Origin of the sequence: Gordonia sp. 135, from assembly GCF_009720185.1 — a bacterium.
In the GTDB taxonomy this organism is placed as follows: Bacteria; Actinomycetota; Actinomycetes; order Mycobacteriales; family Mycobacteriaceae; genus Gordonia; species Gordonia alkanivorans.
Window position 1 is genome coordinate 4,538,231 of sequence record NZ_CP046257.1, and the last position, 24,430, is coordinate 4,562,660.

17 protein-coding genes are annotated in these 24,430 nt (G+C 67.3%); 9 read left to right on the forward strand and 8 right to left on the reverse strand.

Translation table 11 applies throughout. The annotated features are described in order from the left end of the window. Positions 1-16 precede the first annotated feature (16 nt). Positions 17-1,045 (reverse strand): alpha/beta fold hydrolase, encoded by a 1,029-nt coding sequence (locus GKZ92_RS20565; protein ID WP_042375179.1) that lies wholly within the window; start codon positions 1,043-1,045, stop codon positions 17-19. 210 nt (positions 1,046-1,255) lie between these two features. On the opposite strand from GKZ92_RS20565, the gene GKZ92_RS20570 reads away from it, so the two are divergent. From GKZ92_RS20570 to GKZ92_RS20580, 3 genes are all read left to right on the forward strand, one after another. Continuing rightward, positions 1,256-2,320 (forward strand): Rieske 2Fe-2S domain-containing protein, encoded by a 1,065-nt coding sequence (locus tag GKZ92_RS20570; protein ID WP_035752929.1) that lies wholly within the window; start codon positions 1,256-1,258, stop codon positions 2,318-2,320. A 181-nt stretch (positions 2,321-2,501) separates the two neighbouring features. Then, positions 2,502-3,809, forward strand: coding sequence for an ISL3 family transposase (locus GKZ92_RS20575; protein WP_155225589.1), 1,308 nt, complete (start codon positions 2,502-2,504; stop codon positions 3,807-3,809). A gap of 21 nt (positions 3,810-3,830) precedes the next feature. After that, the gene (locus GKZ92_RS20580) at positions 3,831-4,916 is read left to right on the forward strand and encodes an NAD(P)H-dependent amine dehydrogenase family protein (protein WP_006359890.1); all 1,086 of its coding nucleotides are present in this window, start codon (positions 3,831-3,833) and stop codon (positions 4,914-4,916) included. A 79-nt stretch (positions 4,917-4,995) separates the two neighbouring features. Here the strand turns inward: GKZ92_RS20580 and GKZ92_RS20585 are convergent, their stop codons facing one another. The 3 genes from GKZ92_RS20585 to GKZ92_RS20595 form a co-directional block, all read right to left on the reverse strand. Further along, positions 4,996-5,928: an oxidoreductase gene (locus GKZ92_RS20585; RefSeq protein WP_035752931.1), complete on the reverse strand. Its 933-nt coding sequence runs from the start codon at positions 5,926-5,928 to the stop codon at positions 4,996-4,998. A 156-nt stretch (positions 5,929-6,084) separates the two neighbouring features. After that, positions 6,085-7,443 carry a styrene monooxygenase/indole monooxygenase family protein gene (locus tag GKZ92_RS20590; protein WP_006359892.1) on the reverse strand — a complete coding sequence of 453 codons (1,359 nt, stop codon included), beginning with the start codon at positions 7,441-7,443 and terminating at the stop codon, positions 6,085-6,087. Between the two features lie 122 nt (positions 7,444-7,565). Next, positions 7,566-8,117: a dihydrofolate reductase family protein gene (locus GKZ92_RS20595; protein WP_035752932.1), complete on the reverse strand. Its 552-nt coding sequence runs from the start codon at positions 8,115-8,117 to the stop codon at positions 7,566-7,568. Positions 8,118-8,273: 156 nt separating this feature from the next. Here GKZ92_RS20595 and GKZ92_RS20600 point away from each other — a divergent pair, with 156 nt between their 5' ends. Beyond that, on the forward strand, positions 8,274-10,502 hold the full coding sequence (locus tag GKZ92_RS20600) for an acyltransferase family protein (protein ID WP_006359894.1): 2,229 nt from the start codon (positions 8,274-8,276) through the stop codon (positions 10,500-10,502). A 21-nt stretch (positions 10,503-10,523) separates the two neighbouring features. Here GKZ92_RS20600 and GKZ92_RS20605 read toward each other — a convergent pair whose 3' ends face one another. The 4 genes from GKZ92_RS20605 to GKZ92_RS20620 all read right to left on the reverse strand — a co-directional run bounded on the left by GKZ92_RS20605 (position 10,524) and on the right by GKZ92_RS20620 (position 14,890). Next, a complete protein-coding gene (locus tag GKZ92_RS20605; protein WP_155225590.1) occupies positions 10,524-11,612 on the reverse strand; it encodes an ABC transporter ATP-binding protein in 1,089 nt (362 codons plus the stop codon). Continuing rightward, positions 11,609-13,150, reverse strand: a complete 1,542-nt coding sequence (locus tag GKZ92_RS20610) for an ABC transporter permease (RefSeq protein WP_230461851.1) — start codon at positions 13,148-13,150, stop codon at positions 11,609-11,611. The genes GKZ92_RS20605 and GKZ92_RS20610 overlap by 4 nt, the downstream gene beginning before the upstream one ends. Positions 13,151-13,163: 13 nt before the next feature. Next, a complete protein-coding gene (locus GKZ92_RS20615; protein ID WP_155225591.1) occupies positions 13,164-14,189 on the reverse strand; it encodes an extracellular solute-binding protein in 1,026 nt (341 codons plus the stop codon). A gap of 131 nt (positions 14,190-14,320) precedes the next feature. Further along, positions 14,321-14,890 carry a SanA/YdcF family protein gene (locus GKZ92_RS20620; RefSeq protein WP_042375166.1) on the reverse strand — a complete coding sequence of 190 codons (570 nt, stop codon included), beginning with the start codon at positions 14,888-14,890 and terminating at the stop codon, positions 14,321-14,323. A 167-nt stretch (positions 14,891-15,057) separates the two neighbouring features. On the opposite strand from GKZ92_RS20620, the gene GKZ92_RS20625 reads away from it, so the two are divergent. The 5 genes from GKZ92_RS20625 to GKZ92_RS20645 all read left to right on the forward strand — a co-directional run bounded on the left by GKZ92_RS20625 (position 15,058) and on the right by GKZ92_RS20645 (position 24,424). After that, positions 15,058-16,431: a WS/DGAT/MGAT family O-acyltransferase gene (locus tag GKZ92_RS20625; RefSeq protein WP_042375164.1), complete on the forward strand. Its 1,374-nt coding sequence runs from the start codon at positions 15,058-15,060 to the stop codon at positions 16,429-16,431. 240 nt (positions 16,432-16,671) lie between these two features. Further along, on the forward strand, positions 16,672-20,178 hold the full coding sequence (locus GKZ92_RS20630; protein ID WP_155225592.1) for a (Fe-S)-binding protein: 3,507 nt from the start codon (positions 16,672-16,674) through the stop codon (positions 20,176-20,178). A gap of 120 nt (positions 20,179-20,298) precedes the next feature. Next, a complete protein-coding gene (locus GKZ92_RS20635) occupies positions 20,299-21,552 on the forward strand; it encodes a pyridoxal phosphate-dependent aminotransferase (protein ID WP_040004266.1) in 1,254 nt (417 codons plus the stop codon). Positions 21,553-21,737: 185 nt separating this feature from the next. Then, complete coding sequence (locus tag GKZ92_RS20640; protein WP_127962251.1) at positions 21,738-23,516, forward strand: SDR family oxidoreductase; 1,779 nt, start codon at positions 21,738-21,740, stop codon at positions 23,514-23,516. Next, a complete protein-coding gene (locus GKZ92_RS20645; RefSeq protein ID WP_155225593.1) occupies positions 23,513-24,424 on the forward strand; it encodes a metal-dependent hydrolase in 912 nt (303 codons plus the stop codon). The genes GKZ92_RS20640 and GKZ92_RS20645 overlap by 4 nt, the downstream gene beginning before the upstream one ends. Positions 24,425-24,430: the final 6 nt, after the last annotated feature.

Below are 24,430 nucleotides of genomic sequence, written 5' to 3' on the forward strand. Positions count from 1 at the left end.
GCGAAGACCCGGCCGCTCAGCTCGCGGCACCCTCCAACCGGGGAGGCGTCGATGCCGAGTACATGACCCGATGGATCTCGGCGGTGAAGTCGTCTGCCGCCTCGATGTTGGAGGCATGACCGGTGTCGAGCACGACGAGCTGGTCGAGGTAGCCCCGGATCGAGAGCGTGTGGGCGATGCGCTGGGTCATCGCGTGCGGCAGCAACAGGTCATGGCGTCCACCGATGACCGTGGTGGGCACCGTGATCGCCTCGGCACCCACGGGTCCGAGAGCCAGCCGGGTGAGCCCGACCGCGGCCTTCGCGCGGGCGGCCGGGTCGCAGGAGCGTGTCATCGCGAGGACGAAGGCGGCGTGGTCGACGGTCGCGGACCGGCCGTTGAGGATGCGGGTCCGGACAAGGCTGCGGGCGAACCGGCCGCCGGGCAGCGGGAAGGGCACCGAGAGGGCTGCCTGCGGGAGCCATGCCGGCGCCTTCCACAGGTTGTTGAGCAGCGGCAGGACGCGTGTCTCGTCCACGATCCCGCCCCACGTCGTGTTCGCGAGAACCAGCGCGGAGGCGTGTTCCTCGACCCGGTCGCGGTGACGGTACGCCCAGGACTGCACGGTGATGCCGCCCATGCTGTGGCCGACGAACACAGCCTTCGACCCGACCGGCACGGACTGGTCGACCACCGACTGGAGGTCGTCGGCCAGCACGTCGGCGTCGAACGTGCGGCCGCCCCACGTGCTCTCCCCGTGGCCCCGCTGGTCATAGGCGATGACGTGGTAACGCTCGGCGAGGGCGTTGATCTGCGGGTTCCAGTACTCGATGCAGCACGACCAGCCGTGGATCAGGACCAGGACCGGGGCATCGGCCGGACCGTAGTGGTGGACCCGAAGCCGGGCACCGTCGTCGGTGAGGGCCCAGGAGGCGCGTTCGGGCGCACGCGAGTTGTACAGCGCGTTCTCGAACTGCTGATTGCGCAGCCGGCGACGGGCCTCAGCCGGTCGTACCAGTCCGGTCAGCGCCAATCGTGCAGCGCCGATCCCTCCACCTGCGTTCATCTCGGCCTCCCGGCGTCATTGCTGTAAGCCACGTCACAGCACCGGTCCAATGATACAAACCAGCGTTGAATGTTCCAACAGTTTCGAAGGGAAATTGTAGACACCCGAGTAACCGGTCGAGGCACCCCTCAAACCTCCATTTGAACGCGGGTTTCACCCTTTTCACAGAACCCTCTTGTATTCCTGCCCAGCGCGTCCTACCGTGACCGCATGGCGCGAACGCCGCTGTCGATGACACCCACCGGATGGTTTCAGGTCGCATGGTCGACCGAGATCGCCGTCGGGACCGTGCACACGATGAAGTACTTCGGTCGCGACATGGTCGCTTGGAGATCCCGGTCCGGCCGGATCTCCGTATTCGACGCCTACTGTGAACATCTCGGCGCCCACCTCGGCCACGGAGGTCACGTGGAGGGCGAGAACCTGGTCTGCCCCTTCCACGGCTGGGAGTGGAACCAGGAGGGACGCAACGTCTGCATCCCCTACGAGAACCACCCCAACAAGGGTCGGCGCATCCGCAGCTACCCCGTGGTCGAACGCAACGAGGCCGTCTGGATCTGGCACGACGTCGACGGGCGCTCACCGCATTTCGACGTCCCGGACATCTTCGCCGACTTCGGCAGCGACAACGGGCAGGCCACCGCCGACGACTACTACCCGCCGGTGCCCGCCGCGACGCTCTTCCGACCGGGCCTGGAGATCCATCCGCAGTACATCATGGAGAACGGCGTCGACTTCGCACATTTCAAGTTCGTCCACAAGACACCGTTCATGCCGGACTTCACCCGGCACGACTTCTCCGGTCCGGTGTCCTACGTCGACTTCACCATCGCCTTCGACGAGGGCGCCACCCTCGAAAACGCCACCAGCGGTGTCGAATCCATCAACGCCGGCCTCGGCTGCTCGGTCACCCGGAGCTGGGGCATGGTCGACAACCGGACGATGCCCGCGGTGACGCCGGTCGACGAGCACACCTCGGACGTGCGCTTCACCGTCTGGATCGGCCGCAAGCCCGGCGAGGAGACCGGCGACATCACCCGATACGGAAAGACCATGGCCGACCTGGTCATCGAACAGTTCGCCGCCGACATCGACATCTGGGCGCACCAGCGCTACTCCGATCCACCCGCCCTGTCCCGCAAGGAGTACGCCGGATTCACCGCGCTGCGGCAATGGGCCCGACAGTTCTATCCCGACGGCGGCGCGTCAGCCGACGAGTTCGTCCGTATCCGTCGCTCAGAGCTCGACGCACTTCGCGCGGCAGCGCAATCCTGACTTCCACGCCCGTCCCGAAAGGACCAAACGGGCTCTTCCTGATTGACGGTGCGTAGAACGGGTTCTACCGGGCACAAGATGTAGGTCGGGTTCGGCGGCGGCGAGCCGGGGATGCGGGCGGGTCCTGTGGTGTGAAGATGAAAGCCCCTACACCTCATCACTCACACCGACAGGACCCTCGTTGCAGCGTAGCGCCATTGCCGACACGATTTGCCGCACGATCGAACTCGGGGTGACGATCACCGATGCCGCTCTCGACGGCGAGGATCGCACACACCTGTTCTGCGAGGTCTTGGCCCCGAAGAGTAGCTGCCCGAGGTGCGAGCGGGCGGGTCGGTTGCGTGATCATGTCGATCGTGAGGTGGCAGATCTACCGATCGTGGGCCATCCGACCCGGTTGCATCTGAGGGTGCCGCGCTACGCCTGCGAGAACGGCGCGTGTGGTCAGGGCATCTTTCGCGCCGACATCTCGGCGATCGTCGCGCCGCGCGCGGCGGTGACGCGCCGCACGATCGCGTGGATTCTTCGGCGGATGATTCTGGACAAGATGAGCGTCTCTGCGGTCGCCGCGTCGGTCGGGTTGGGCTGGAACACCGTGAATGCCCTCGCGTTGCAGGCGGCGCGTACGGTGGCTTCGGCGCCTGGCCGACTCGACGGTGTCAGGGTTCTCGGTGTTGATGAGCACAAGTGGAAACATGTTCGCGGCAATGGTGATTCGAGTTTCGTGACCGTGCTGGTCGACCTCACACCGATTGTGGATGGGACCGGGTCGGCGCGCTTGCTGGATATGGTGGGCGGCCGGTCCAAAGCGGCGTTGAAGGACTGGCTCGATGCCCGCGATGACTCCTTTCGGGACCGGATCCGGGTGGTCACCATGGACGGATTCACCGGGTATCGCACCGCGACCGCCGAGGCATTGGATAAGGCGCGGGCGGTGATGGACCCGTTCCACGTGGTCCATCTGGCCGCCGAGAAGCTCACAGTGTGTCGTCAACGCGTGCAACACCATACGTGTGGGCACCGCGGCCGCACGGGTGATCCGCTCTACGGTATCCGCCGACCACTGCTGACCCGGATCGCGTTGCTGACAGACAAGCAGAAGGCCCGGCTACGTAGCGGGTTGGAGGCTCACGAGGAGCACGTGGCCGTCTCGGTCACCTACGCGATCTACCAAGAGCTGATCAACGCCTACGGCCAGGAGAACAAGCGTGACGGCAAGATCGCGATGTACAAGCTGCTCAAACGGATTCATACCGGCGTTCCGTCCGGGCTGGCAGAGTTGGCCCAACTCGGCCGATCATTATGGGCGCGGCGTGCCGAGATCTTGGCCTACTTCGACACCGGCGCCTCCAACGGACCCGTCGAAGCGATCAACGGCCGCCTGGAACACCTCCGCGGGATCGCGTTGGGCTTCCGCAACCTCAACCACTACATCTTGCGGTCACTCATCCACTCCGGCGGCCTCGCACAACACCTCGACGCACTCTGAATCAGGAAGAGCCACCAAACGATGACCACACCCGAACCGATCCGGGTCTTCCAGGTGGCCACCGGCAACCTCGGCACCGAGATGATCGACCGCATCCGCAATCATCCGGACCTGGAACTGGTTGGTCTGCACTGCTATTCACCGGACAAGGTCGGCCGTGATGCCGGCGAGATCGTCGGCATCGGACCGGTCGGTGTGATCGCGACCGGCACCGTCGAGGAGATCATCGCCGCACGACCCGACGTGCTCACCTTCCACGGCGTGTTCCCCGACGAGGACCTCTACGTCCAGGTCCTCGAAGCCGGGATCAACATCGTGACCACCGCCGACTGGATCACCGGTTTCCACCGGGACACCAACCATCCGCACCACTCCGGCCGCAAGGTCAGCGAGATCATCGCCGATGCCTGCACGAAGGGCGGTGCCACCTTCTACGGAACCGGCATGAATCCCGGTCTGGCACAGATCCTCGGCATCGTGCACACCGCCGACGTCGCCGAGATCGAGAACGTCACGGTCACCGAGTCGGTGGACGTCTCCTGCCACCACTCGGTCGACACCTGGAAGGCCGTCGGCTACGGCCTGCCGGTCGACGACCCGTCCATCCCGGACTCGCTCTACAAGTACACCGCCGTCTTCGCCGACTCGGTGTACCTCATGGCCGACGCCTTCGATCTCGAACTCGACGAGGTGGCGTTCTCCTACGAACTGGGTGCGTGCACCAAGGACGTCGACCTCGGTTGGTACCAGCTCCCCGCCGGGTCGCTGGGCGGTAGTTACATCAAGTACCAGGGAATGGTCGACGGTGTGCCGCGCGTCGAATCGCATCTGGAATGGCAGATGACACCGCACACCGACCCGTCGTGGAACATTCAGGCCTGCTACATCACCCAGGTGACCGGCGACCCCAACATCTACTCCAAGCACATGATCTTCCCGCGCAAGGGATTCGACCTCTCCAACCCGGAGAACTTCGCGTCGATCGGCATGACCGTCACGGGCCTGCCCGCACTCAACTCGATCCGATCGGTGGTCGCGGCCCCGCCCGGGATCGTGACCAGTGCCGATCTCCCGCTACGAAGCTTCGCCGGCCGCTTCAAGCGCTGAGCCGGCGCGGTGTCGGTATCGACCTGGGTGAATCCACCCTCGGGTTCCCTCCCTCGAGAAGCCTCTTCGGGAATCCCCTTCAGCCGAGATCGATACTGATGCCGGTGAGCTCGGCGCCGATATCCCACAGCCGTTCGGCGACCGCGCGATCCTTGGCCTTCGGCGACGGCTCGACGAGCATCGGCGGGCCGGCGAGGCCGAAACTCCCTGTCGGACCGTAATACTGGCCGCCCGAGACCTTCGGATCGGTGGCTGCCCGAAGGATCGGCAGGGCCCCTTCGGGCGGATCCATGATGAACCGATCGGTGAGCCACCGCAGCGACGGCGCGTGATACGCCCACTGCAGGAATTTGTTCTGCTCGCGCATCACCCCGGTCCGCGTGCCACCGGGGTGGGCGGCGAGCGAGATCGCCGTGGCCCCAGCCGCTTTCAGCCGGCGATCGAGCTCCAGCGAGAACAGCATCTGAGCGAGCTTGGCTCGTGAGTACGCCCCGGCACTGGTGAACGTGCGGTCCATGGGCAGGTCTGAGAAATCGATGTTGCCCGCGCGGTGGGCGTGACTGCCGACGGTGACGATCCGCGCGGCGTCGGCGGCGAGCAACCGGTCCATCAGCAACCCGGTGAGCGCGTAATGACCGAGATAGTTGGTACCGAAGTCCATCTCGAAACCGTCGGGAGTCAGGTCGCGCTGAGCGCGCATGACGCCGGCGTTGTTCACCAGCACGTCGATGCGGGGATGGCATCGCCGGATCTCCTCGGCGGCTGCGCGGACGGAGTCGAGACTGGCGAGATCGAGGTCGAGGATCTCCACCTCCGCGCCGGGTACCTCGGCGACGATGTCGTCGCGTGCGGCGGCGGCGGTCTCGGCGTTGCGGCACGCCAGCACCACGGTGGCGCCCAGAGTGGCGAGCCCGCGGGCGGCTTCACGGCCGATGCCCCCGTTGGCTCCGGTGACCACGGCGACCCGCCCGGTCTGTGGAGGCGCGTCGGCCAATGTCCAACCCGTCTTCACGCGCTCCCCCTCTGATTCCGGCACAACGGACGCTGTTGTTCGTATCACATCTCATGTGACAGTTCCGGTTCGGGTGTCACACGCGACCGCACCCCGGCCGCGTTCTGGAGAACGCAGTCGGGGTGCGGTGCACCCGGTGGTCGTGCGACGAAAGGGTCAGACCGTCACGGGCGCTGGGGCGGCGCCGCTGAACTGACCGGCCGGCGCGAACCTGGCGAGGACCTGGTCGTACGGCTCTCCCGCCACAGCTGTGATGAAGTTCTCGACATCCTCACGGGTCCGCAGACCGAGGAGCGGATTCGGGTCGGACAGCAGGCCGAGCAGTGCCTGCGCGACGTTCGGATCGACGGCGGCAGCCGGAAACGACAGCTCCAGGTGGGTCGCGAAGTCGGGGTCGCCGAGGAACAGGCGGGTGACCTCGGTGGCCGCGTGACCACGACGCTCCCAATGCTTCTCGAACTCCTCGGCCAGCCAGTCCGCGGTGAACTCACCGTCGTGGGCGCGCGCGGCCTTGACCAGCTCGGCGACCTGGATGAGCGCGTTCTGTGCACCCTGACCGGCGACCGGGTCGAACGAGATCGCGGTGTCGCCGATGGCCGCGACCGCGTGACCGCCGCTGGTGGTCGCGACGGCCCGACGCACGGTCGGGGTGACCGCACCCTTGAGCCACGACACCGGGTCGGACTCGATGACCTCGAGCTGCTCGATGACCGGCGCGTCCTCCGGGAAGAACTCTGCGAAGATGCCGGCGATGGTACGACGGGCACCCACCGCGTCGTGGACGTCGTCGATGCGCGCCGCCCAGGCGCCCCAAGGCTTCGCGAAGACGATGAACGACCAGGTCGCACCCTCGTCCTTGTGCAGGAACGGACCGACGAACAGCTCACCGTTCTCGCTGTCGAGGTTGTACAGCGAGTGACCTCCGCCCGCCTGCGAGCGGTAGGCGAACACGTCCGGTCCGTGGTCGACGCCCGTCAACGTGACCTGCAGCAGTCGACGCTGCGGCTCGCGGTACTTGGTGCGCGACTCGTCGACCGGGAACAGCGTCGACAGTCCGCCCTTGCCGGTGGCGACGAGGGTGAGGTCGGCCGCCCCGGCGATCTCGTCGAGGTTGTCGAGGTCGACGGTGGTGACCTCGAATCGTCCGCCGCGGTCCAGGAACCGGCCGAGGCGGTCGTCGGCACGCAGGCGGAGGTCGACGGCAGCGGAGATGTAACCGTAGTCGGGGTCGTATTCGAGAACGGGGGCGCGATCCTCCCCCGCGCCGCCGTACAGGCGGACGCTCATGCCGGTGGTCTTGCCGACCTCGTAGAGATCCTCGATGATCTCGGCATCCCAATCCTGGGACTTGCCGAAGAGCACGCCGACGCCGGTCGGCGGCACCTTGTTGCGCAGCGAGTCACGGTCGCGGTCGCTGTAGATCGTGACGTCGAAGCCGGCGTCGAGAAATCCGAGACCGGCAGTGGTCCCGGCGAGTCCGGCCCCGATGATCGCGACGGATCGTCGTGTGGTCATGTGTGTCTCCTGAGATCGGTTGCATGCACTGCGTGTGATGACTGGGAGACAGGGTGCCGGGGCGATCGTCGTCGCTGAAGGTTTAGACGCAGCACGAACAAATGGGTGGTCGCCGGGCGGCGTCAGTCGCGGTGCACCCGGTAGCGCTCGTATGCGACGACACCGAACAGTCGGGTCTCCACCAGATCGAGGTCGACGCGATCGGTGACCGGTGGCAGGAACGGGGCGCCGCCACCGACGACGACCGGATACCGGAAGATTCGCAGCTCGTCGACCAGCCCGAGTTCAAAGGCCTGCGACGCGAGGTCCGCACCCCCGATCTCGACGTCCCTGTCCGTCGCGGCGACGACCTCCGCGACCTCGTCGGCGACAGCCGCGCGGGCGAGCCTGGCGTTGCCCTCGACCGCGTCGAGGGTGCGACTGAAGACGACCTTGGGCAGCGCGGTCCAGATGTCGGCGAAGACGGCTCCTGCTTCGGTGTCGCGCATGGCCGGGTCGGTCTCCCAGACCCGCATCGTCTCGTACAACCGGCGGCCCAGGATCGTGCCACCGAGGCTGCCGACGCGGTCGGTGTGGAACGCGAAGAGTTCGTCGCTGTGTCCCGGCCAGTCGAAGTCGTCGTCGCGATCGTGGATGAAACCGTCCACCGAGACACCCATCGTGTAGATCAGCATGCAACTCCTCACAGTCGGTTTCGAGGGGATTGTCCGAGGCTACGGCTGTTTTCCGAGGTAGGCCCGACAAAGCGAACCTTCGAACCTCCTGTGGGTCCGCCGACACCCGCCGCGGCGGCGGCGTGGCCCCGTCCTGGACAAGTACCATCGCCCTCTGTGCGCACGCCCGTTCCCGAAGTGACCCCGGTCGTCGCGACGCCCAACGAGGACGCCGCGACCGGTAACACCTCGGGCTATCGGCTCGACCTCGACGGCCTGCGCGGTATCGCGATCGCGCTCGTCGCCGTCTTCCACGTCTGGTTCGGCCGGGTCTCCGGTGGCGTCGACGTCTTCCTGACGCTCTCGGGCTACTTCTTCGTCGCCTCGCTACTCAAGCACGTGCTCGCCACCCAGCCCGCCTCCGCGTCGTGGGGCCGGGCGATCAACCCGTGGCCGCGGTTCTGGCGCCTGGTCCGACGACTGCTCCCCGCGCTGCTCCTGGTGCTGGCGTTCACCGCCGCGCTGATCGCCCTCGTGATGCCGACGACCCGGTGGGGTCCGCTCGGTGCCGAGCTGCAGGCCAGCGCGCTGTACTACCAGAACTGGCATCTCGCGTTCGAGTCGCAGGACTATGCGGCCGCCGACTCCGCGAACAGCCCGATGCAGCACCTGTGGTCGATGTCGATGCAGGGCCAGTTCTTCGTGCTGACGCTGCTTTGCGCGCTCGCTCTCGGTGGCTTGCTGCGCGCGCTGTCACTCAAGGTCGAGTTCTTCCGACGCCCGCGGGTCGTGCGCGGCATCGTGGGGTTCGCGCTCCTCGGCGTCGCGCTCGTCTCCTTCGCCTGGGCGAACTACCGCCACGGCATCAACCAGCCGTTCACCTACTACGACACCGTCGCCCGACTGTGGGAGCCGCTCGCCGGTGGCCTGCTCGCGGTGTGGATGCCGAAGCTCGCGCTGTCCGCGCGCCTGCGCAACCTGCTGAGCCTCGTCGCCCTCGGCCTGATCATCACCTGCGGCTGGTGGATCGCCGGTGTCCAGGAGTACCCCGCGGCGTGGGCGCTCGTGCCCGTCGGCGCGACGCTCATCCTGATCTGGGCGGGCTCCCCGGCCACCGCCCGACCGGCCGAGGGACAGGCCCGGGTGAGTCGCGGTCTCGCCCATCCGCAACTCGTGTGGCTCGGTTCCATCGCCTACGCGCTCTACCTGTGGCACTGGCCGCTGCTGATCTTCTACATGGCGTGGCGCTATCAGGACGAGGTGTCCTGGCTCGAGGGCACCGGAATCCTGGGCGTCTCGGTCCTGATCGCGTGGCTCACCACCAAGTACGTGGAGGCCCCGCTACGGTCTGGATCGCTCAGGCGTAAGAAGACCGTCGCAAGAACGACCGACGGCGACGCCGCGCCGGACACGACGATCAAGCCCACGCAGACGGACAAGCCCGGCTTCCAGAACTCGCGAGGCTACCGCGGCGCCCTTCTCGCGATCCTGCTGGTCATCAGCGTGGCCGCCGGCAGCGCCGCGGTGACCTGGCAGCGCGACGCCGCCAACGCGACCCTCGACACCGAGAACCTCGACCCCCGCCTCTACCCCGGCGGACGGGCCTTCCTCAACGGTGCGCCGGTCCCGAAGGTGACCGCCCAGCCGAGTCCCGACGTCGTCGGCATGGACTGGCCGATCACCTCCTACGACTCGATCATCAGCGGCTGGAAGGACCCGTCGATCAAGGTCGGGTACTACGGCGACGTCGACGCCACCCGCACCATCGCCCTGGTCGGCGGCTCGCATGCCGAGCAGTGGATCACCGCGCTGAACGACATCGGCAAGCGGCACAACTTCCGCGTGACGACCTATCTGAAGGTGGGCTGCGCGCTCACCACCGAGCATGTCTTCACCTGGTTCGGGCAGAAGTACTACCAGTGCAACGACTGGTCGAATCGTGTGATGGAACGCCTGGCCGTGGACAAGCCGGACTACGTGTTCACCACATCCACGCGTCCTCCGCAGGGGTCCGAGAAGGGCGACAACGTGCCCAAGGACTACAAGGAGATCTTCGCCCGGTTCCGCGACCGCGGGCAGAAGGTGATCGGCATCCGCGACAACCCGTGGTCGACCGGCAAGCTGAAGCCGCCGGAGTGCCTCGCCAGCGGCCGCAAGCCCGAGGTGTGCGGGGTCTCGCGCGCACAGGCCATGGCGCCCACCGACCCGGCCGCCGCGCTCGCCGACGAGTTCCCGAACATGACCTTCCTGGACTACACCGACGCCATGTGCGACGACACCTACTGCCCGGCGGTGGTCGGCAACATCCTGATGTGGCACGACTACCACCATCTGTCTGCCACGTTCGTGCGCAGCCTCATCCCGGCAATCGAGGCGGACCTGCAGAAGGCCACCGGCTGGTGGTGAGACCCGGGACGAGGGTCGGTGTCAGCAGGCCGGGCAGAAGTGCGCCGGACGGCGCTGCCGGAACGCGATCTGATCCCCCGGCGAACCGGCCCACTCCGGTTCCGCCCGCACGAACAGTTCGACGCCGTCGTCGTGTCGGGCCGGATCGGCAGCCGTCAGCGACACCCTGACCTCGATGTGCTCCCCGCACGGCCTGACCGAGAGAACTGTCGCACGACCGAGCTCCGACCCGTCCGGGGACGTCGCGACGTCGAGGTCGCCGGGACGGAGCATGACCGTCCCCGGACCCCGAGCCGGCCTCCGCAATCGCAACAGTCCGGCCGAACACCGGACGACATCCCCGTCCGCGTCGCCGGGAAGCTCCGAGACCTCGCCGAACATCCGCGCGACCTCGGCGTCCGCCGGCGCCAGATACACCTCTTCGGGCGACCCGACCTGACGCACCTGTCCGGCCATCAACACGACGATCTCGTCGGCCATCGCCATGGCCTCCTCACGGTCGTGCGTCACGAGCAGACCACTCGAGCCCTCGGCCAGGATCGTGTCACGCACATGGTCGCGCAGGCGGGTGCGCAACTGGGCGTCGAGTGCGGAGAACGGCTCGTCGAGGCCGATCACCGCGGGCCGCGGGGCCAACGCCCGGGCCAGCGCCACCCGTTGCCGCTGACCGCCGGACAATGCGCTGGGGTGGCGACCGCGAAACTCGCTGAGCCCCACGACTTCCAGCAACTCGGTGGTGCGCGCCGCGCGTCCGGGAGTCCGACGCCACCACGGGCCCAGACCGAACCCCACGTTCCCGGCGACACTCAGATTGCCGAACAGGGCGCCCTCCTGCGGGACCAGCCCGAAACTCCGGCGCTCGGTGGGGATGTCGACGTCACGACTTCCGTCACCGCGTACCGACGCGACCTCGATGCCGCCGATCTCGATTCGTCCGGACCGAAGCGGTTCCAGGCCCGCGATCGTGCGCAGCAGCGTCGTCTTCCCGCACCCGGAGGGCCCGATGACCGCGGTGATCGACCCGGCGGGCACCCGCAGGGAGACCCCGTCGAGGATGGTCGCATCACCGAGGACGACCGAGATGTTCTCGACCCGCACAGCGTCATTCATCGGTCAACGCCCTTTCCGAACAGCGTGGACAGAGCCGCGGTCGGTATCGACGCGACGATGATCAGGACAAGGCCGAGGACAGCCGCCCGCCCGTGGTTCAGGTCGTTGCTGAGACTCCACATGTCGGTGGCCAGTGTCCGGGTGCCGATCGGTGCCAGCATGAGGGTGGCCGGGAGTTCCTTGGCCACCGACAGGAACGCCAGCGCGGACCCGGCCAGCACCGCCGGCATCAGCAGCGGCAACTGCACGCGGACGGCAGTGGCCAGCGGTCCGGCGCCCAGGGTTCGCGACACATCGGCCACGTGCAGCGGGATGGCGTCGACACCGGACCGGACGGGACCGAGGCACACCGGCAGGAACAAGACCACGTACGTCGCGATCAGCATTCCCGCGGTGAGGTAGTAGGACGGCAGGACCCTCGTCCCCAGGAACACCATCGACAGCGCGACCGTCACACCCGGCAGTGTGTAACCGAGGTAGGAAACGAGCTCCACGGAGTCCCCGGTGCGAGTACGCGGACGGGATATGAAGAACGCCAGCGGAAGTGCCAGGATCGCGATCACGACGGCCGCCTGTGCCGACAGTTCCAGCGTGGTGCGGGTGTACGGGGCGACCCACGCGAGCAGCTCACCGAAGTCGTCGAAGCCGAGTCTGCGGGATTCGCGGATCTCGGTCAGCAGGCCGACGATCGGGACGCAGACGCCGACCGAAACGGTCAGCGTCACGAGGGTCCAGGCGACGGGCCGGTCACGGGCGTCGCGACTGCGGGGCGGGGTGGCACCGGAATCGACGTCACGACGTACGCGTCGTTCGGCAAGCGCGAGGACGACGGCGATCGAGGCGAGCACGAGCCCGTACAACGCCGCGACCGATCGGTCCAGAGTCCCGTTGTAGGCGTTGTAGATGCCGACCGTGAACGGCTCGAACCTCACGATCGCGGGGCCGCCGAAGTCGCTGATCGAGTACAGCGCGACAAGCAGTCCGCCGGCGAGGACCGCAGTACGAATTCTCGGCAGGGTCACCCGCAGGAATGCGGTCGGCGCGCTGCATCCCAGAGTGCGAGCGGCGTCTTCCTCTCTCCCCCCGGTCCCCGCGAGCGCTGCCATCGCCGGCAGCATGACCAGCGGATAACAGGCCAGGGTCAGCACGAGCACCGCGGCCCACAGACCTTCGAATCCGGGGAACAACCGGGTCCACACGAAGCCGGAGACATACGACGGAATCGCGAGTGGTGCGGTGAGCAGGGCGACCACGACCGCGCGTCCACGACGGACGCCGCGGGTCACGCACCACGCCGCACCCACACCGATCACGATCGAGGCGGAGGTCACCAGGACGGCGAGTTGTGCCGTCCGCCAAAGCAATTGGCCGGTTCTCGGCCGGAAGAGGTAGGCGAGGGCGTCGTCCGCCCCGATCTCCATCACCCGGACGACCAGGTACACCGCCGGAGTGACGAGCAACAGGGCGATGATGACGCTGATGAATCCCAACAGCAGTCGTCCCGACCGGATGGTCCGGCCGGGACGACGAAACACCACGGGTTTCAGACGATCAGACAGCGCCGACCTCGTTGAGCAGTTTGTCGGTACCGGCCACATCTGCGAGTTGGTCGAGCGTGATCTTCGGCGGCGACAGCTGGTTCAGCGTCGGCAGCCCGTCGACCGGGAGCGGTTCGTTGCCGATCACCGGATACTCCCCGACCTCGGTGGCGAAGTAGGTCTGGGTTTCGGGTGTGAGGAACTGCCGGACGAAGTCGAAGGCCGCTTCCTTGTTCCCGGCGGTCTTCAGGACGCCGATGGCACCCACGTTGACCAGCGCACCCGGATCTCCGTCCGAGAAGAAGTGCAACCGGCCGGGGACGTTCTCGATGCCCTTCTCCTGTACTTCCTGGACCCAGTAGTAGTGGTTGGTCAGACCTGCGGCGAGCTGTCCGTTGTTGACCGACTCCACGATCGGCCCGTTGCCTTCGAACGCCTGGGGGTCGTTCGCCAGGAACGCGGTGAGCCATTCCCGGGCCCCGTCCTCGCCCCGGGTCAACCTCAGCGCGGTCACGAAGGACTTGAAAGACGCATTGGTGGGCGCGTATCCGACCTTGCCACGGAACTCCGGTGCGAGCAGGCCGTCGATACCGTTGGGCAGTTCGTTCTGGGGCAGCTGTCGGGGGTCGTAGATCAGGACTCGCGAGCGCGCCGATGTCGACACCCAGGCACCGGTTTCCGAGCGGTAGGCCTCGGGGACACTCTCGGCGATATCCGCTGGTAGCGGTTCGAGCAGCGAGGCGTCGGCCAGTGCGCCCAGCTCCCCAGCGTCCTGAGCGAAGAAGAGGTCCGCGGGTGAGCGTTCGCCCTCCTCGAGGATCTGCGCAGCCTTCTTGTCGTAGGCCGCCGTCACCGGAATGGTTCCGTTGATGCGCTCGACGAGGGGTCCGACCAGCGATTCCGAGCGGCCCGAGTACAGAACGAGGGTCTCGTCGTCTCCCGCCGAGTCTCCCCCCGAGCAGGCGGCGAGGACGCTCGTGGCGATGAGCGCGGCCCCCGCCGTCGCGATCGCTCGTCGGATCAGGCCGGTGGTCCTCATGCGCTCTCACTTTCCTCCGGCCGCTCCCCGTCGAAGCGACCGCCCTCTGGACTTGGCTAGCCTAACCGAACTAGGACCCCGCATAGAACAGGACCCGAGGGTTCCGCACGCGGCGCACGCACCCAGAGACCTCAGCCGACGCGGCTCAGCACCGCCTTCGGGCCCGCGAACACCGTCTCACGAATGTGGTTGCGCACCAATGTCCATGACGGACAGTCACATTCGGATTCGACGCCGCGGGCGTCGACCCCCTCGCCACGGCACAGCGCGATGGCGCGCCGGAGATGGAAGTCCTGGGTCACGACGACCAGTCGGTCGACGCCGAACACGCCCCGCGCCCGGCGACAGCTGGCCGCGGTGTCGAGTCCCTGCGGGTCGTCGACCATGACCTGCGCCGGGACACCCTCGGCCTCGAGGTAACTCCGCATCACCGCCGGCTCGTCGCCGGCCTCGGGGGAACCGTTGCCGGAATTGATGATTCGTACGACGCGCCCGTCCCGGTACAGTTCCGCCGCGACGTCCAGCCGGCCGCGGACGTAGTCGCCGGGAACGCCGTCCTCGACCAGCGAACCGAGCACCAGGAGCGTCGACCCCTCCGGCACCTGCTCGGCGTCGAGAACCCGGTCGTCGGCCACGACGTACATCCACGTGGCCGCGACGGTGATCCACAGTTCGACGACCACCAGCACCGCAAGCACCACCGGCGCGACGAGACGTGCTGCTGACCTCACCTGTACAACCTAGGTGTAGGAATACATCTCACCCAAGATGACAATTCGCTGCCGCTCCCTGACCCCCGGGCCGATACTGAGACCATCTGCCGCGCTCAGCCCCGACGCGTATCCGACAACCGTGGAAGAGAGTGTGCATGCAGTACATGCCGGTGACCTCGTCGATGTTCCTCCTCGCCGAGACACGCGAGCAGCCGATGCACGTCGGCGGGCTCCAACTGTTCGTGCCGCGCGAGGGGCAATCGTCGGCCGACCTCGCCGAGGAGGTGCTCGAAACCTTCTCGTCCTGCCGCGAATTCCAGCCGCTGTTCCGCAAGCGGCCCGCGTCGCCGGTCACGATCCTCGGCAACGTCGCCTGGACCTACGACGCCGAGATCGACTTCGACTACCACGTCCGACGCGCGGTTCTCCCCCGCCCGGGCCGCATCCGCGAACTGCTGCGCTACGTCTCGCTGAACCACGGCACCCTGCTCGACCGGTACCGACCCATGTGGGAGATCCACATCATCGAGGGCCTCGAGGACGGCCGGGTCGCGATCTACAGCAAGATCCACCACTCGATCGTCGACGGGGTGTCGGCACTCCGACTGCTGCAGCGCATGCTCTCCCCGGATCCCGACGACCGGAACGGAAGGGCGCCGTGGGATCCCGCCCTCGTCGGGAAGAAACGACCGCGACCGGCCCCGACGCTGCGGTCACGCATCTCCGGGATCGCCGACACCGGCCTCCAGGTGGCCGGGCTCGGACCCGCGGCCGCCAAGGTCGCCGTCGCCGGGCTTCGGGAACCGGACTTCGTGCCGCCTTTGCCCCGCGCACCGCGGACCATCCTCGACGTCGCGATCGGCAGCGCGCGCCGGTTCGCCGCCCAGCAGTGGGAGATCGCGCGCCTGCGTGCGGTCGCCGACGCCCTGGACATCACGCTCAACGACGTCGTCGTCGCGATGTGTTCGGGAGCTCTCCGGTCCTACCTGATCGACCAGAACGCGCTGCCCGACTCACCGCTGATCGCCGCCGTGCCGGTGTCGATGCACACCGACGAGGAGAAAGACGGCAACGCCGTCACCGCGATCATGGTCGACCTCGCCACCGATCAGCCCGACCCCGAACGCCGGCTCAACTCCCTCGTCGCGTCGGCCAGGCGGGCCAAGAGCGTCGTCCGCGGGTTGCGGCCGATCCAGGCGCTGGCCCTCGGTGCTGCCAACTTCGCGCCGCTCGCCTTCGCCACCATCCCGGGATTCGTCCAGTACGTCCCGCAGCAGTTCAACATCATCATCAGCAACGTCCCGGGACCGTCGACGGAGCTCTACTGGAACGGCGCCCGGCTGGACGGTGTGTATCCGGTGTCGATCGCGATGGAGGGCCTCGCGCTGAACATCACGGTGAGCAGCACGGTCGAGCACCTCAACTTCGGGTTGATCGGCGCTCGTGCGCAGGTCCCAAGCCTGCAGCGGCTGTTGACGCACCTCGACACCGCGCTCGAGGAGCTGGAAAAAGTGGCCCACGTCCGCTGACCCGGGCGCGGCCGCGGAGGCGGATTGGGATCCTCCCCACCCTGACTCGACAGTAAGTTACTGGTGAGTATCATTTGCTGTGAGGTAAGACCAGCAAATATTAGGCCAACCTTGGCAGCGCGCCACCGGCGCGAAGAATTACGGTTACCTGTAGTACACCGCTCCGCGGGGACAGCCCTGCGCACTCTGTGCGCTTCCTCCGGCGGCGGGACGACCTAGACGAAAGGCCGGTACGCGCCCGTGACAGCCACGACGATTGCCATCGGCACCACAGCAGCGGTGATCAGCCTCTTCTGTTGGTACCTGTTCCTCGGCGGAGTGGTGCGGATGTTCCGCACCATCAAACTCGGCCAGAAGGTCGACGGTTCCCGATTCTGGCCGGTGATCCCGCGACTGGTGACGATGATCAAGGAGTTCATCGCCCACACCCGCATGGTGAAGTTCCGGACGGTGGGCTGGGCCCACTGGCTGGTCATGATCGGCTTCATGGGCGGCGCCCTGCTGTGGTTCGAGGCCTATGGCCAGTCGATCAACCCGGAGTTCCACTGGCCGGTCTTCGGTGACACCTTCGCGTGGCACCTGTGGGACGAGATCCTGGGCATCGGCACGGTGGTCGGCATCATGGTGCTGATCGTCATCCGCCAGCTCAACCACCCGCGCGTCCCCGAGCGCATCTCGCGGTTCTCCGGATCCCGCTTCGGCGCGGCCTACTTCGTCGAGGCCGTCGTCCTGCTCGAGGGTCTGGGCATGATCCTGGTGAAGGCGTCGAAGATCGCGACCTACGGTCACGCCAACGCCTACTCGGACTTCTTCACCATGAACGTGGCGAAGATCCTGCCCGCGTCGCCGACGCTGGTGTCGATCTTCGCGGTCATCAAGCTGATGAGCGGCATGGTGTGGCTGGCCGTCGTCGGCCTGAATACCGACTGGGGCGTTGCGTGGCACCGTTTCTCGGCGTTCTTCAACATCTACTTCAAGCGTGAGGCCGACGGCGGCGTCGCCCTCGGTGCGGCCAAGCCGATGATGAGCCAGGGCAAGGTCCTCGACATGGAGACCGCCGATCCGGACGTCGACGCGTTCGGTGCGGGCAAGATCGAGGACTTCTCCTGGAAGGGCTGGCTCGACTTCAGCACATGTACCGAGTGTGGCCGCTGCCAGTCGCAGTGCCCGGCCTGGAACACCGGTAAGCCGCTGTCGCCGAAGCTGCTCATCATGTCGCTGCGCGACCACGGGAACGCCAAGGCCCCGTACCTGCTGGCCGGTGGCCGCAAGGACATGGGCGGCGACGAGGTCGGCCTGGTCGACGCCGAGGGCAACGTCCTCGAGGACAAGCTCAACGCGATCCCCGAGGCCGCTCGCGCCGAGGCTTCCCGCAAGCTGGTCGGCGAGTCCAAGGGCAAGATCGGCGGCGGCGAGGGCATCGAGTCGGCCGAGGGTGAATTCGATCCCGAGGCGTTGGGTGCGGTCATCGACACCGAGACCCTGTGGAGCTGCACCACCTGTGGTGCCTGCGTCGAGCAGTGCCCGGTCGACATCGAGCACGTCGACCACATCCTCGACATGCGTCGCTACCAGGTGCTGATCGAGTCGGACTTCCCGACCGAGCTGGCCGGCATGTTCAAGAATCTCGAGAACAAGGGCAACCCGTGGGGTCAGAACGCCTCCGCGCGGACCGCCTGGATCGACGAGATGGACATCGAGATCCCGGTCTTCGGCAAGGATGTCGAGTCGTTCGAGGGCTTCGAGTACCTGTTCTGGGTCGGTTGCGCCGGCGCCTACGAGGACCGTGCGAAGAAGACCACCAAGGCCGTCGCCGAGCTCCTCGACATGGCCGCGGTCAACTTCATGGTCCTTGGCGAGGGTGAGACCTGTACCGGTGACTCCGCACGACGCGCCGGCAACGAGTTCCTGTTCCAGATGCTCGCGCAGCAGAACATCGAGATGCTGGGCGAGGTCTTCTCGACCGCACCCGAGCAGCGCAAGAAGGTCGTCGTCACCTGTGCGCACTGCTTCAACGCACTGGGCAACGAGTACCCGCAGCTGGGCGCCAAGTACGAGGTCGTCCACCACACGCAGCTACTCAACCGCCTGGTCCGCGAGAAGCGCCTCGTGCCGGTCGCCCCGCTCGGCGAGGGCGTCACCTACCACGACCCGTGCTATCTGGGCCGCCACAACAAGGTCTACGACGCCCCGCGTGAGCTGATGGGTGCGGCCGGATCGACTCTCACCGAGATGCCGCGTCACGGCGAACGGTCCATGTGCTGTGGTGCCGGCGGCGCCCGCATGTGGATGGAAGAGCAGATCGGCAAGCGCATCAATCTCGACCGGGTCGACGAGGCGCTCGACACCCTCGGCGACACCACCGGCGAGGTCAAGAAGGTGGCGACGGGCTGCCCGTTCTGCCGCGTGATGCTCACCGACGGTGTGACCGCCCGGACCAGTGGCACCGAGTCCGAGGGCAAGGTCGAGGTCGTCGACGTCGCACAGCTGCTCCTCGACTCGGTCAAGCGCGGCAAGACCGAGGTCAAGCTCGGCGGCCGTTACCTCGGCCCGCGCCCGAGCGCTCCCGAGCCGGAGGCCGAGCCCGAACCCGAGAAGGTCCCGGCCGCAGCGGCCGCGACCGCGACCGCAACCACCGAGGCTGCTCCGAAGCCGAAGGTCGGCCTGGGCATGAAGGGTGGCAAGAAGCCCGGCGCCGCAGCCAAAACCGAGGCACCGGCGGAAGCTCCGGCCGAGAAGAAGCCCGCTTCCAAGGGCTTCGGCATGAAGGGCGGCAAGAAGCCGGGTGCTGCGGCTGCAGCACCGGCCGCCGCGTCGGCACCCGCCGAGGCTCCTGCTGAGGCACCGGCCGAGACGAAGCCCGCCTCGAAGGGCTTCGGCATGAAGGGCGGCGCGAAGCGTCCGGGTGCGGCGAGCAAGCCTGCCGCTTCGGCAGCTCCTGCTCCCGCCGAGGCCGAGTCGTCGGAGGCCGTGAAGGCCGAGGCACCGGCAGCAGAGAAGACCGCGGAGGCGAAGCCGGCCAAGGCCAAGGGCTTCGGCATGGCCGCGGGCAAGCGTCCCGGCCAGAAGGCGTCCACCCCGAACGCGGCAGCAGCCGACGCCGGTGTGACCGCTCCCGCCGAGAACAAGGTCGACGAGGCCGAGTCGGCACCCGACGCCGCCCCGACCGTCGACACCGAGTCGGCCACCGCCACCGCCACAGCGGCAACGGAAGAAGTGCCGGGCAAGGCCAAGGGCTTCGGCATGGCTGCGGGCAAGAAGCGTCCGGGCGGAATCGGCAAGGCCGCTCCCAAGCCGTCCGCGGCTGCGGACGCTCCGGCGGCGGCCCCCTCCGCTGAGGCCCCCGCGACCGAGGCACCGGCTGCCGAAGCCGAGCCGGCGGCGGAGTCACCCCAGGGTGGTTCGGCTGCGGCGCTGACCGAGGAGAAGCCGGCCAAGGCCAAGGGCTTCGGCATGGCTGCGGGCAAGAAGCGTCCCGGTGGGGCGAGCAAGGCCGCTCCGAAAGCGGCGGCACCGGCAGAGGCCGCTCCCGCTCCCGAGGCGGCTCCGGAACCCGAGGAGCCCGCCGAGGCACCCGAGGTCGAGGAGACCCCGGCAGCCGAGGCGCCGGCCGAGGCGAACGGGACCGAGGTCTCGGCCCCGTCGAGCAACGGCTCGGGCGACGCCCGGACCATTGCCGAGACCGGGGCGTCGAAGGCCAAGGGCTTCGGCGTCGCGGCCGGCAAGAAGCGGCCCGGCCACAAGTAGTCACGCAGTACCGGAAACGGGCTCCGACCACCGCGGTCGGAGCCCGTTTTTCGTGGGCTGGACCACGGTCGGACAGCACTGGCGGAAACCCATTTGCATCCGGCTGCGACAATTGAACTCGTGAGTAGGCCCCATGTGTCGCATCTGAACCAGAACCTCAAGCCGCTCGAGCAGTCGCTCAAGCTGCAGAACGTGTGTTACGAGATCCGCGGACCCGTACACGCGCACGCGCAGCGGCTCGAGGCGGAGGGCCACCGCATCCTCAAGCTGAACATCGGCAACCCGGCTCTGTTCGGATTCGAGGCACCCGACGTGATCATGCGCGACATGATCCACGCGCTCCCGTACTCGCAGGGATACTCCGAGTCCGCCGGTGTGCTGTCCGCCCGGCGTTCGGTGGTGACGCGGTACGAGCTGATCCCCGACTTCCCCTTCTTCGACGTCGACGACGTCATCCTGGGCAACGGTGTCTCCGAGCTCATCACGATGACGATGCAGGCGCTGCTGAACGACGGCGACGAGGTCCTGATCCCGGCACCGGACTACCCGCTCTGGACGGCGATGACGTCGCTGTCCGGGGGCACCCCCGTCCACTACCGCTGCGACGAGGCGAACGGCTGGAACCCCGACATCGCCGACATCGCGTCGAAGATCACCGACCGCACCAAGGCGATCGTCATCATCAACCCCAACAACCCGACGGGCGCGGTCTACTCACGCGAAGTCCTGCAGCAGCTCGTCGAACTGGCTCGTCAGCACTCGCTGCTGATACTGGCCGACGAGATCTACGACAAGATCATCTACGACGAGGCCGAGCACGTGAACGTCGCGTCGCTGGCTCCCGATCTGCTGTGCCTGACCTTCAACGGCCTGTCGAAGGCGTACCGGGTGTGCGGGTACCGCGCCGGCTGGGTCGTGATGACCGGCCCGAAGGAACACGCCAAGGGATTCATCGAGGGCATGGGCATCCTCGCCTCCACTCGACTGTGCGCGAATGTGCCTGGGCAGCACGCCATTCAGGTGGCGCTCGGCGGCTATCAGTCCATCGATGCGCTCGTCTCCCCCGGCGGCCGGCTCTACGAGCAGCGCAACGTCACCTGGGAGAAGCTCAACGAGATCCCCGGCGTCAGCTGCGTGAAGCCCAAGGGCGCCCTGTACGCCTTCCCGCGCCTCGATCCCGAGGTGCACGAGATCCACGACGACGAGCTGTTCGTCCAGGACCTCCTGCTGCAGGAGAAGATCCTCGTCGTGCAGGGCAGCGGGTTCAACCTCGATGACACCAACCATTTCCGCATCGTCACGCTGCCGTGGTCACGCGACCTGAAAGAGGCCGTCGAGCGGATCGGCAACTTCCTTTCCTCGTACCGCCAGTAGGCGGCAGCTCCCACGCGGCGGCAGGCCCGGGTCTCGACGGACCCGGGCCTTTTCGCGTCCCGGTCTGGTTTCGGTCCGCGTACCCGGGGAATCCGCACTGAGACGGGTTTGCGCAAGGGTCTGGACATTTATGTAACCGTTGGTAACGTGTAACTCCAATCGGGGTCTACAGCGAGGTGACACGGATGTCCGAACAGGCAGTGCAGGTGCGGCCCGACTGGCGGCGGGGGACGGTGTCCGGCGACGTCACGCTGGCGACCTTCGAGCTCGGCGACCCGGGGAATCCGACGGTCCTGCTGGTTCACGGCTGGCCCGACACTCACCACCTCTGGACGCACATCGCGCCCCGGCTCGCCGAGAAGTACCACGTGGTGGCCTACGACTGCCGCGGCTTCGGCGAGAGCGATCGCCCGCGCAAGGTCGGGGCGTACCGGCTGGCCGAGCTCGCCGACGACCTCTTCGCCGTCGCCGAAGCCGTCAGCCCCGACGCTCCCGTCCACGTCGTCGGTCACGACTGGGGTTCGGTCCAGGCGTGGGAGGCCGTGAGCCGGCCGCGGGCGCACACCCGCATCGCATCCTTCGTCTCGGTCTCCGGGCCGAATCTCGATCACCTCGGCCACTTCCTCCGCAACGGGCTGACCCGTCCGACGCCCCACCGCGTGCGAACCATTGCGACGCAATCGCTCTCGTCGGCCTACACGGGGTTGTTCCAGCTTCCCGTACTCCCGAACGCGCTGCTGACCGCGCTTGGGAATCCGCGGGCGTGGAAGCGTTTCCTGCACACCGTCGAGGGCACGCCACCGGAGAACGTCGTCGTCGCCGGAACCCTACGCCGCGACATGATCACCGGGCTCGCGTTGTACCGAGCCAACATCCGCCAGAAGCTCCTCCGTCCGGAGCCGCGCCCGACAACGGTGCCCGTCCTGCAGGTGGTCAACGAACGCGACATCGCCCTGCGCCCGGCCATCTACGAGAACACCCCGACCTTTGCGGCGAAGCTGTGGCGACGCGACACCCCCACCGGCCACTGGTTGCCGTACACCAACCCGGATTATCTGACCGAGACGGTCCTGGACTTTCTGGCCGCCCAGACCGGCGGCGACTCCCCGCCGACCGTCGAACGGTCGAGGGTGTTCGGCGAACCGAAACCCCTTGCCGGCAAGCTTGTCGTGATCACCGGTGCGGGTAGCGGTATCGGGCGGGAGACCGCACTTCTTCTCGCCGAGCGCGGCTGCGAACTCGTGCTCGCCGATCGGAATCTGGACACCGCGGCCGAAACCGAGCAGGCCTGCAAGGTCGCCGGGGCGGTGGCTCACGCCTACCTGCTCGACGTCTCCGACACCGACGCGTTCGTGTCCTTCGCCGCGGCGGTCCGCGAGCAGCACGGCGTCCCCGACGTCGTGCTCAACAACGCCGGAATCGGTTTGGCCGGTGGAGCTCTCGCCGCTACCGACGAGCAGGTCGACCGACTCCTCGACGTCAACCTGCGCGGCGTCATCACCGGGAGCCGCGAGTTCGGCCGGCAGATGGTGGAACGCGGGGTCGGCGGACACATCGTCAACGTCTCGTCGGCCGCGGCGTTCACGCCTTCGCGCAGCCTCGGGTTGTACTCGGCGTCGAAGGCCGGTGTCCTGCTGTTCTCCGAGTCGCTGCGGGCCGAGCTCGCCGAACACCGCATCGGCGTGAGCGCCATCTGCCCGGGGATCGTCGACACCAACATCGTGGCGTCGACGCCGATCGCCGGTCTCGACTCCGCTTCCGAACAGTCACAACGGGATCGCCTGGACCGCTTCTATCAGCGTCGTGGCTTCACCCCGGATCGGGTGGCCACCGAGATCGTCTCGGCCATCGAGCACAACAAGGCCGTCGTCCCGGTGACGCCCGAGGCGAAGGTCGGCTATCGCATCTACCGTTTCGCGCCGTGGTTGTCGCGCATCGGCGCCCGACAGAAGGTCACCGGATGAGCACCGTCGAACGCCCGCGTCCCGATCTGTCCCCGACCGATCAGGCCGATCCCGGACCCGTCGAACTACACGCCCGCAATGTGGCCTTCGACTGGGACGACGTCCCCCTGCACTGGATTCCCGGTCACCCCGTCGCTTCGAACTTCATCAGCGTGCTGAATCTCCTTCTACCGGAGGGTGAGCGCTGGTTCGTGCAGACCTACAACGAGGCGCTGCCGCTGGTCGCCGACGAGGAACTCGCCTCCCGGATGCGAGGTTTCATCGGCCAGGAGGCCATGCACGCCGAGGCGCACGACCACGTGCTGTGGGAGTTCCTCGATCACCACGGCATCGATCCCCGCCCCTACCAGCTGCAGATGGAGTGGATCTTCCGTCGGGTTCTCGGTCCGGCGACGAGCGGCTCCACCGAGGCCCGCCACAAGCACCTCGTCGAGCGCCTGTGGCTGATCGCGGCGCTCGAGCACTACACCGCAGTGCTCGGCGATTTCGCGTTGAACAACAACTGGATCGAGGCAGGCGCGCATCCGACGATGGCCGACCTGTTCATGTGGCACGGCGCCGAGGAAGTCGAACACCGCGCCGTCGCGCACGACGTCGCCGCGCACTTCGGGGACAGCTACCTGCGCCGCGGGCGCGCGATGCTCGCCGTCCTCCCGATACTGCTGTTCCTGGTGCAGCGCGGATACCGCTTCATCATGAAGCAGGACACGTCGGTGTCCTTCAACTACATCCAGAAGAAGTGGCAGTTCCACCGCGGCGTACGCGCCGACGTGCTCCCGCCGCTGCGGAGCATCGTCTTCTCCACGTTCAGTTACTTCCGTCCCGGGTTCCGCCCGGAGCAGATCGGCAGCACCGCCCAGGCCGTCGCCTACCTCGCTTCGTCGCCGGCCGCGCGCAACGCCGCGTGAGGGACT

What these genes read in the sequence shown, in the direction of transcription:
- GKZ92_RS20580 (WP_006359890.1), top strand. Translation starts at nt 3,831, where the DNA reads ATGACCACACCCGAACCGATCCGGGTCTTCCAGGTGGCCACCGGCAAC.
- GKZ92_RS20605 (WP_155225590.1), bottom strand. Translation starts at nt 11,612, where the DNA reads ATGAATGACGCTGTGCGGGTCGAGAACATCTCGGTCGTCCTCGGTGAT.
- GKZ92_RS20615 (WP_155225591.1), bottom strand. Translation starts at nt 14,189, where the DNA reads ATGAGGACCACCGGCCTGATCCGACGAGCGATCGCGACGGCGGGGGCC.
- GKZ92_RS20570 (WP_035752929.1), top strand. Translation starts at nt 1,256, where the DNA reads ATGGCGCGAACGCCGCTGTCGATGACACCCACCGGATGGTTTCAGGTC.
- GKZ92_RS20625 (WP_042375164.1), top strand. Translation starts at nt 15,058, where the DNA reads ATGCAGTACATGCCGGTGACCTCGTCGATGTTCCTCCTCGCCGAGACA.
- GKZ92_RS20595 (WP_035752932.1), bottom strand. Translation starts at nt 8,117, where the DNA reads ATGCTGATCTACACGATGGGTGTCTCGGTGGACGGTTTCATCCACGAT.
- GKZ92_RS20645 (WP_155225593.1), top strand. Translation starts at nt 23,513, where the DNA reads ATGAGCACCGTCGAACGCCCGCGTCCCGATCTGTCCCCGACCGATCAG.
- GKZ92_RS20565 (WP_042375179.1), bottom strand. Translation starts at nt 1,045, where the DNA reads ATGAACGCAGGTGGAGGGATCGGCGCTGCACGATTGGCGCTGACCGGA.
- GKZ92_RS20590 (WP_006359892.1), bottom strand. Translation starts at nt 7,443, where the DNA reads ATGACCACACGACGATCCGTCGCGATCATCGGGGCCGGACTCGCCGGG.
- GKZ92_RS20640 (WP_127962251.1), top strand. Translation starts at nt 21,738, where the DNA reads ATGTCCGAACAGGCAGTGCAGGTGCGGCCCGACTGGCGGCGGGGGACG.